Genomic DNA, 9,405 nt, shown 5'->3' with positions numbered 1-9,405 from the left:
ATATACAATTAAACAACATCTCAAGTTATCTTAGTCGTAATAAGTTGGCCAGCTTCATTAATAGTAACTTTCCATTTCACTCCACTAGCAGTCTTCATGATTATACCTTTACTTGCCTCTATTTCAATATCTCCAAACATTCTTCCGCCAGTTGTCGCTAACCAAGCGTTCCCATTTTCCATAGAAGACCTTGCAAAAATACGATTAATTCGAAAACGCTTATGATCTTGAGAATAACCACTTAATGTAATTCTAACTTTATATAACTGACTCGCCTTCATATTCGATATAATTGTATCGCCAACATTTAATGGAACATCCAACGCGATAACCCAACTTCCAGTTGCGCTTAATGCATATTCAATTTTAATTTTCTTTGGGCTCTCTCCCCACCCAAAATACATTCCAAAGCAATTTAACATTTGTATTGGTTTTTTCGTAAAATCCAGTTCAATTACAACTGGATTACTATCTGGAACGTCAATATAGTTTACACTTTGTTCATCTATTAAATTAAAGCAATTTGCGAGATTCCCCCCGTAAGGCACTTTCCCACTTACTTGCTTAATCGTATACTTCTGCTGAGCATTTACTAAAATATCATCTTGATTCCCTATTAAATGTGGTTTATTTAACGTAATCGGTAACTGAATTCGAAGAGATTCTTCATAGGTAGACTTACAAACATTGTATTGTCCTTTATCTACAATAGTTGTAGAAAGTAAATTTGAAAAAAGGTAGTTACGATGCGAATTAGAAGAAAATTCAATGACAATTTGTTCACTACTCATCCGGTACGTATCCCAAATCATACAATCAAATGTATTATACGCACCTGAGCAACGAATTGCTTTTTTCGTTTGTTGTCTACATTGCACTTGAATATCATGAAACGTATTTCCTGAACTTTCATTTGGTAAATCACTATTTCCATCTACTTCAATCCCATACACACATCCATCAATAAATATTGATTGAAATACATTGGCATTAATCCAGCAAGGTGTATTGATATCATCTATATACTCTGTTTTCAAATATATTGCAGTTTGAAAGTTTTTAATTTGAATAAATTTAACTTGAAAGAAACTAATATAATCCCATGCCTTTTGACAATAAAAATGTATAGCTTTTCCTTTATACGATGGAGTTGTATTTATTATATTTATATTTGATATAACAGATTGATTAGGTACTTCGATTTGTTGTGAACCAGAAACATAAATGACAGCCGATTGAAACAACGAATTTATAACTTGAATAGTACCACCAACTATCGAAGCGTTACTTTGTAGCTCAAATGCATTAAAATCCCCATCAATTTGCAGCGCTACGGTAGGATCTAACTCTAATCTTACGTTTGATTTAATAACAATCGGCTTTACAATTTTGTACGTATTTACCCCTGTAATTCTAACCGTCGAAATTCGATTCGCTACACAATAATCAATAGCTTGCTGAATTGCTAATGAGCTATCATTTCCCGAGTTTGGAACTGCGCCAAAACAATCAATGTGAACGCTACTTTCTGGCGCACAATCTTCTTGGGAAGAAATATATTCTGACAAAATAAATTCACTCCTCATATTACCTTTTTTCATATAATATGTGAGTTCTCTCTTAAAAGTTTCTATAATTAAAAAAACAAACGACCTACCCGGTCATTTGTTTAACTCATATATATTTTTCGTTTCTTCTATCATTTTAGCTAACGAGAAATACCTCACTGCTTTCTCTCGTGCTTTCAATCTAATATCATTTACCCTTTGTTCATCCCCTTGTAGTTCTTCAAGTGCACTTGCGAATTCAGATTCGCAATATTCAGATATTAAAACACCTGATTCTCCATCTATTACCGCTTCATGTATTCCACCAACATCTATTGAAACAATTGGTGTCCCTGTAGCCATCGCTTCAATTACTACCATTGGAAACACTTCACGAAAAGATAATAAAAGTAAAGCATCCATATTCCCTATAAACTCATGCGGCTCTGAAATATTCCCTAGCATCTTCACCCTTTGCTGTAATCCATATTTTTCTATTTCTTTCATAATCGATTCTTTCTCTGGTCCATCACCAGCAATATAAAACATAAAATCATTTCTCTTTTTCAACACATTTGCAATTTTGACAAATAGTTGATGGTTTTTCTCTTTGGATAATCTAGCTAATATCCCTATTTTATATGTAGATTCTTTCTTTTTCTGCTGGAATAAAAACTTTTCAATATCGACACCGTTATAAATTGTATTTATTTTTTCTTCTGCTACATGAATTGAAATTAAATTATTCTTCTCAAACTCACTTACTGTAATAATATTGTTCACATATTTATTCATGAAATAACGAAAAAGCGTTGGCATTTTCTTTTCTAATATCGTTACATTATGTTTCGTATAAACAATTTTCATCTTTTTTTTAATAAACTTTTGAATTAGAAAAGCATATAATACCATTCGCAAACTATTTGCATGAATAAGCTCTATCTTTCGTTTACAAATTTCGTTTCGTAAATAATAAATATTTCTCAAATGATTCCATCGACTAAGTAATATAAAATTTTCTTTTCTAGTAAGAGATTCATATAGTTCTCCATCACCTGCAGCTGTATAAATCTTAAAATCATCATAACGCAAATTACTTTCCAATTTACAAAAATAGCTCTCGGCTCCGCCAGTTATCAATTTATCTGTCATCAACAGTATATTCATAATTGCGTCTTCCCAACTACATTGATTTTATTTTTTTTATAAGCATGATAAGCATACTTACTAAAATAGTAAAAAATTTGCACCGAATTCAGTCGTTCTTGTTCCCTTAACAATTTCCAATACCGGAAAGCTGCTCTAATTTTATTTCTAGAAACAGAATTTGTAACAATTCTATATTTTGCTAACACTTGCTGTATCCCTTTTGCTTCATACCCTTCATGTAATAAGTTCAGCCATAACGCTGTATCTTCCGGCTGTATACTAGGCATTTCGACATATGGAATTTTTTCACGATCAATCATCACTGTTAAACAACCGATAATTGTATTTCCTACTAAATAATGATAGTCAACAGATTTTGGTGCACTCACTTCACGATTTAATTCATTACCGTTTTCATCAATTAAACTATACGACGCATATGAAAAAGCAATATTCATTTCTTCCATAAATAACAATTGTGTCTTCAATTTATGCGGCAACCATATATCATCGCTATCTAAAAAGGCAATGTACCTTCCTCTCGCCTCTTGGATCGCTAAATTCCGAGCTTTAGCAGCACCAACATTTTGTTTTAATGATAATAACCTAATACGTGAGTCTCCTTCTATTATATCTTTAATTTTTGTGGCAGATTGGTCGGTTGAACCGTCATCAACGATAAGCATTTCCCAGTTTTCATACGATTGATTCTGTACAGATAAAATTGTCTCACCTATAAATCGTATACTATTATAAGAAGGTGTTATTACAGAAACATAAGGCGGCTCGTTATGTGCTGATAGACATTTTACCATCTATCTTTCCCCTTCCTTCATATATTGAAATATACTTCACAACAACTGCTAAAAATAAAAAGAAGGCTTCGTTAATAATGAGTGACAATGACATCATCTGAAATATAAATGCAATCATAGTCAATAGAAGATATGGTTTTTCACGAAACAAAGTATGCTGCGCTAGCTTGAACATTAATATGAATAAAAACGCGCTATATAGAAGAAAACCAATTGTACCCGATTCAGACAAGATTTCTAAAAATGTATTGTGTACATATAATTTTTCATTAAATTGATACTCATAATAATTCGAAAAGTTAAAAGCACCGATTCCGATATATGGATTGGATAAATAATATTTAAAAGCAGCTTCCCATAATGTAAATCTACCACTTCCATTATCATGGGAAAAATCAGAAATTCGTTTATTTAATATGTCATCTAATTGCCCCCCCATTACACTATTCGATAAACTAAAAATAACTACACTAAACAATACTAAACTTATAATTATTTTTATTTTTTTAGCGAAACTAGACATACATATATATACAAAAACGACAAGCACAAGCGCTAGTATACCACCCCTTGAAAAAGTTAATAAACTCGTCGTAACACATAAAATTAACCCTAGAATGTTAGTGATATTTTGTAAATTCGTCATATAGTACATAAAAAATATTGTATTATAGAAAATAAAGATGTTAGGATCATCTAGCAATCCAATTAACCGTGGATATCCTCTATCCACTAATAAACCAGCAAAAATTTCTCTCTCTTCTCCACCGTATAAACTAAAGTATTGTAAACCGATTATATAGAGTATTAGACTTACAACATTAAATACTACTCCTACATAAGCAATAGATGATTCAAGTACCACTATTTCAGTATTCCCCAATAAATTCCTCATTATAAAATAGCATCCTAAAACGAGTAGCACGCCAAAAATCATACGAATACTAGCATTTAAATACATAGAAAGAATTCCACTTAAACAATAAATGAAATAAAACAGTAAAAATATAACTTCATGAAAATATAATTTTTGAATATGAAAGTCTTTAATTGTTAAACAAAAATATATGACTAAAAAAATCATATATATCTTCAATGAAAATCCAATATATAAATTGTATTTACTTAACATAACAAATAATATTAGAAGAATAATCCATCCCATCGATACTTTCATATTATTTTCCATAGGCTATATCCCCTGTTTCGTAATATAATCCTTTTTGCGTATTTTTCTTATAAAAGAAAGAAGAAGTTTTTTTAGCTCATAATCATATAGGAATATGGCAGCTAGTACAATTAGTATATTAAGAACAAGCGCAATTAAATGATATGTATGCAATATATATTGCACTCCAATAAAGGTTACACCAAAATAAATTGTATACGGTATTACAATTTGGAATACAATTTTTTTCTTCACTACACTCACTGCTATATATCCCACTAAAGCGACTATTTCAAATAAAACCATAGCGTATGCCGCTCCTATCACTCCACCAAGACTACTAAAGCTATACAGCATAACCCCACCTATCACCAATGCTACACACTGCACAACAGTTCTCTTATTTTGACATCCACTCGTCGTTAAACCGTCAGCAATGGCAATATTTAAACTTTGTAGCACAATAAGAAATGATAATATTTGGAGTGGCTCTACTGCATTGCTCCATTCTTCATGAAAAAATATAGAAATAAAGTATGGTGCTAAATGATATAAACCGATCGTCATACATATTCCTACAATCGCCATTGATTTAATTTGAAGTAAATTTAATTTCGTATGCTCTTCTATATTATTCTGGTTATAATGCTTAAAGAGCACTGGAAAAAATGCACCTGCAATTACCCCTGGTACTTGATATAAAGCTGCCGGCATCCGGTACGCCACTGCAAAAACACCTACCATACTTAATGGCAATGTATAGTTAAGCAAGATAGGTGCTAATTGTGGCGTACTCATTATTAAAAAACCGCTAATAATAAAGGGAGTTAATTGCCAAAATAACGCTTTATGAATTACGACTTTCATATTCATTTTCGTCTTTTTTCTCATGATATATATACTGAATAAACCACCGATCATATACCCAAAAGCATATAAGCGAGCTGTTACATACACCGGTAACTCTCCGAAAATACAAAAACATGTAATTATAATGACAACTGATGCTGATACAACTTTTATGAGCGCTATATACTTCATACGTTCCGTCAGTTGAAAATAGGCAATCCCTATGTTTTGCCAAGTTAATCCTATTAACATGAAAAACATTACGTTTATCATCATATAAATTAAATTTTTATCCGCATACATATAATGAATAGCAATATAACCGATTATAGAAATAAGAATAAGTAGAATCATCCTTATTTTTATATACGATGATAAAATCTGCTCTAAATCTGCTCCATCCTTTGCCCCTTCTCGAAGAAACGTATTACTAAGTCCTAAGTCTGTAAAAAATAACATAACAAACGTCACTGCTATGGCAACACTAAACATCCCATAATGTTGTGCGTTAAAAAAGTTTGCTAAAACAATTAAACTGACGGCCTGAAGAAGGTTAGCTAAAATCGTACTATAAAATAGATGGATAATATTGTTTAGAATAGATCTACCCATACAAGTTCTCCTTTGCAAGTAACCTACTTACATATGTTGTTTGTTTACATATATATTTATCTTGCACCATTACCGTTCAATACAATTAAAACGGTTTTACATAAAATACGGATGTCCATCCGAAATGTTTTCATTTCAATATACTCCATGTCCAGCCTCAACTTTTCCTTTGGATCAAGATTATACCCTCCATTTATTTGTGCCCATCCTGTTAATCCTGGTTTTACTATTAAACGTTCCTTAAATTCTGGAATATACGCATCAAATTCATTATAAAAAAACTCTCTCTCTGGTCTAGGACCTACAAAAGACATATCTCCTCTTAAAATATTTAAAAGTTGTGGTAATTCATCAATTCTCGTTTTTCTTATAAACAATCCAACTTTTGTAATTCTTGAATCATGTTCTTTTGCCCATTGTGGGCCATTTATTTCAGCATCCTTTACCATTGATCTTAATTTAAATACATTAAACTTCTTCCCGTTTATACCTAAACGTTCTTGAAAGTAAATTGGAGCCCCTGATGTTTCTAAAGTAATCATAATACAAAAGAACAACATAATTGGTATCGTTAATAGTAACAATATGAGTGAAAATATAATATCAAACAAGCGTTTTACACTTCGATTCAATATGCTAGGCTTTTCTTGAGCCGGAATCGTATACAACTTGGCTTGATTTGTTTCACGAATCATGGATCGTTACCCCCACATTCAAGAATATAAAATTATACCTATTAATTCACATTCTTTCCTATTTATATCCACTATTACTTTTTGCACTGTACGTAGTGAATCTTGTCGCTTTTTAACTGCTAACACCACTCCATCGCATTTCTCTGCAATAATGTGCGTAGCAGGAAGATCAAATACTTCAGAAGAATAAAAGAAAATGTAATCAAAATCTTCTTTCCACTTAGCAATCGCATTATCAAATTCATCCATAGCAACTAAGGGCGTCCCTGTGTGTACTGTTTTTTTTGCAGGAATACAATATAAGTATTTAGACAAATTACTAGAAAAAGATTCATAATTGCAGGGGGAAGAGCTTATTATATCGTTTACGGTTATCATGTGATCACTTTGCAATAATACATGTAATTGAGGGTCAGAAAAATTCACATCAATAAGTAACACCTTTTTCTTCATTTCCGCAAACACTAGACCCATATTTACTATAAGCGAGGCAACAACCCCTCTGTCCTTCGTTGAACTAACTGTGAACAGTTGTTTCCCAGATTTTTTCAGCTCGTGATACACCGTATAAAACTGCTCTTTCATCAGATCATCATGCAAATCGGATGGCAGCTGTTTCTTTGTCCTAAACATCGACATGTTCACCTCGATATATAGATGATTGTTTATCAACCTCTGTAGGTTTCTTTTTTCTATTCGGTTTCATATTTATGTGACCAATAACAGAGACTGTTGTTATTTTCTCTAAATCTTGTTCCGTGTATATACGTTCATCAAAATAATCTTGAAATACAGCTAAACCTATCCCAACAAAAAAACTAACAATTAAAGAAATAGGAATGATCAGTTGAAATTTTGGAAACATTTTTTCAGCCTGTTCCTGTAACTCAGGATCCGTCAACACTTTCACACCTTGTACATTTGTGTACTGTTGAAAACTTTGTTGTGATTGCTCTGCCAATGTCTTTACAATGTCTTTCACGACTTTCGGATTGGAATCTTTTACTGTAACAGTTACAATTTGTGAGTTGTCTGTATTCACCACCGAGATTTTTTGTGCTAATTCATAACTTGATTGCTCTAATTTCAAAGTTTTTTTGACTGTTGATATAATTAATGGGCTTTTTAAAATATCAACATACGATGTTACTAGTTGCTTATTTTCTTGTGTTTTATTTGTTGAATTTTCCTTATTAAACTCATCTAAATTCCCAACAAGAATTTGCGTTGAATATTGATATGACGGCTTTAAAACATACATAGAGATAAGAACTAAAGAAGCGGTTAAACAACACATCGTTAAAATAATCGTTACGAATCTTCTTTTCAATAATTGTTGAAAATCTTTTATACTCATTTCTTGCTTCAATTATTTCACCGCCCTTTTCTGAATAACATCCTGCAAGTCACTCTTTACAGATACCCCTCTCTTCTTTCTATCCACTTGTTTTGTTACATACTTTCCGACTCTGAATGCAAATTTTTCTACATATATATACGAAAGTATTGCAAGTATAAACGAAAAAACAAGTGAAAAAATTAAAATAATAGGCAACGGTAATATTTCATGGAGCATGTATATAAGGGAAAACAACGATATAATATGGTATAAATAAAGACTGTAAGAAATCTTCCCCAAATATAACAAGTATTTATTGCGTAGCAAGGACGACAAAGTTGATATTGACAAGCTTAATATGACAAATAGACTTGCACTTATCGCCACTACGTAGGCTCGAAATATGAAATTATTGAGCACTTTCATTTCTCCAATAAGTCCTTCGTACATAAAAAGTAAAATCGCAAATAAAAACCATGCAATTTTCGTGTTTTTAGTACAATTACTATAAAAAACTATTAATTTATTTTTATACTTCGCAATTAGTGCCCCTAGTAAAAACAGCACCGTATAATGCAACGTTAATGCATAGCTTGTTAATGTTAAGCCCGAGCGAAACAAAAATAATATTACGACAGAACATATACTAAGACTAAACAATAATAGTAATGAACACCTCAACGTTTTTCGTAAGCAAATCATCAAAATTAGCGGAAAAATTATTGATATTCGCATTTCATGGACAAGTGACCAAATCACACCGTTATATGCATCTGTATTATATTTCCCAACCAATAAAATATGTTGCGCTATTAAACTTGAAGAACTTTCAATCGTCCACGAGCGATTAAACCATTCACTTAAATAAGAAATACCATATCCACTAATTGTAGTCTGGCATATAATAGCTATAATTAGTGCTACAATATAGGGAATGTATATTCTGCATATACGTTTTAAAAGGTATGATCCATAACTACTATAGGTTTTTTGAATAGATTCATACAAAACAAATCCGCTCAAAACAAAAAAGATAATAACAGATTCATTACCACTACTAAAAATTAGACGAGCAGGCGTTTCTTTTAATAGATACACAACAAATGGTTTATTATCTTCATAACTGTAATTTTGAAATGCTGAAAAAATCATTAAATGATGACCGATCATTACTATTAATGAAGAAATCCCTCTTATAGAATCCAATTCCTCGTATCTCTTCATCTTTTTA

The 9,405-nt window shown here is 31.6% G+C and carries 9 protein-coding genes; all 9 read right to left on the bottom strand.

Annotation, left to right across the window (positions count from 1 at the left end; genetic code table 11):
• Positions 1-20: 20 nt before the first annotated feature.
• Positions 21-1,568: a hypothetical protein gene (locus ACTFN4_RS08935; protein ID WP_439962215.1), complete on the bottom strand. Its 1,548-nt coding sequence runs from the start codon at positions 1,566-1,568 to the stop codon at positions 21-23.
• Between the two features lie 93 nt (positions 1,569-1,661).
• Positions 1,662-2,714, bottom strand: coding sequence for a glycosyltransferase family 4 protein (locus tag ACTFN4_RS08930; protein WP_001023704.1), 1,053 nt, complete (start codon positions 2,712-2,714; stop codon positions 1,662-1,664).
• Positions 2,711-3,511, bottom strand: coding sequence for a glycosyltransferase family 2 protein (locus tag ACTFN4_RS08925; RefSeq protein ID WP_000237682.1), 801 nt, complete (start codon positions 3,509-3,511; stop codon positions 2,711-2,713). Before ACTFN4_RS08925 ends, ACTFN4_RS08930 begins: the two co-directional genes overlap by 4 nt.
• Positions 3,486-4,700, bottom strand: a complete 1,215-nt coding sequence (locus ACTFN4_RS08920; RefSeq protein WP_000429874.1) for an O-antigen ligase family protein — start codon at positions 4,698-4,700, stop codon at positions 3,486-3,488. Before ACTFN4_RS08920 ends, ACTFN4_RS08925 begins: the two co-directional genes overlap by 26 nt.
• Positions 4,701-4,703: 3 nt before the next feature.
• Positions 4,704-6,140: an oligosaccharide flippase family protein gene (locus tag ACTFN4_RS08915; RefSeq protein WP_439962214.1), complete on the bottom strand. Its 1,437-nt coding sequence runs from the start codon at positions 6,138-6,140 to the stop codon at positions 4,704-4,706.
• A 56-nt stretch (positions 6,141-6,196) separates the two neighbouring features.
• A complete protein-coding gene (locus ACTFN4_RS08910; protein WP_000617653.1) occupies positions 6,197-6,835 on the bottom strand; it encodes a sugar transferase in 639 nt (212 codons plus the stop codon).
• An 18-nt stretch (positions 6,836-6,853) separates the two neighbouring features.
• Positions 6,854-7,474, bottom strand: a complete 621-nt coding sequence (locus ACTFN4_RS08905; RefSeq protein ID WP_002164585.1) for a CpsD/CapB family tyrosine-protein kinase — start codon at positions 7,472-7,474, stop codon at positions 6,854-6,856.
• A complete protein-coding gene (locus ACTFN4_RS08900) occupies positions 7,461-8,204 on the bottom strand; it encodes a YveK family protein (RefSeq protein WP_000807063.1) in 744 nt (247 codons plus the stop codon). Before ACTFN4_RS08900 ends, ACTFN4_RS08905 begins: the two co-directional genes overlap by 14 nt.
• A complete protein-coding gene (locus ACTFN4_RS08895; RefSeq protein WP_439962213.1) occupies positions 8,205-9,398 on the bottom strand; it encodes an acyltransferase family protein in 1,194 nt (397 codons plus the stop codon).
• Between the last annotated feature and the right edge of the window lie 7 nt (positions 9,399-9,405).

This window comes from Bacillus cereus group sp. MYBK95-2 (genome assembly GCF_051915225.1).
In the GTDB taxonomy this organism is placed as follows: domain Bacteria; phylum Bacillota; class Bacilli; order Bacillales; family Bacillaceae_G; genus Bacillus_A; species Bacillus_A cereus.
Note: the sequence above shows the minus strand (reverse complement) of the source record. Positions and strands in the feature narration are given on the sequence as shown.

Coding starts and splice junctions, on each gene's coding strand:
- ACTFN4_RS08920 (WP_000429874.1), bottom strand. CDS start 4,700: ATGGAAAATAATATGAAAGTATCGATGGGATGGATTATTCTTCTAATA.
- ACTFN4_RS08895 (WP_439962213.1), bottom strand. CDS start 9,398: ATGAAGAGATACGAGGAATTGGATTCTATAAGAGGGATTTCTTCATTA.
- ACTFN4_RS08925 (WP_000237682.1), bottom strand. CDS start 3,511: ATGGTAAAATGTCTATCAGCACATAACGAGCCGCCTTATGTTTCTGTA.
- ACTFN4_RS08910 (WP_000617653.1), bottom strand. CDS start 6,835: ATGATTCGTGAAACAAATCAAGCCAAGTTGTATACGATTCCGGCTCAA.
- ACTFN4_RS08930 (WP_001023704.1), bottom strand. CDS start 2,714: ATGAATATACTGTTGATGACAGATAAATTGATAACTGGCGGAGCCGAG.
- ACTFN4_RS08905 (WP_002164585.1), bottom strand. CDS start 7,474: ATGTCGATGTTTAGGACAAAGAAACAGCTGCCATCCGATTTGCATGAT.
- ACTFN4_RS08915 (WP_439962214.1), bottom strand. CDS start 6,140: ATGGGTAGATCTATTCTAAACAATATTATCCATCTATTTTATAGTACG.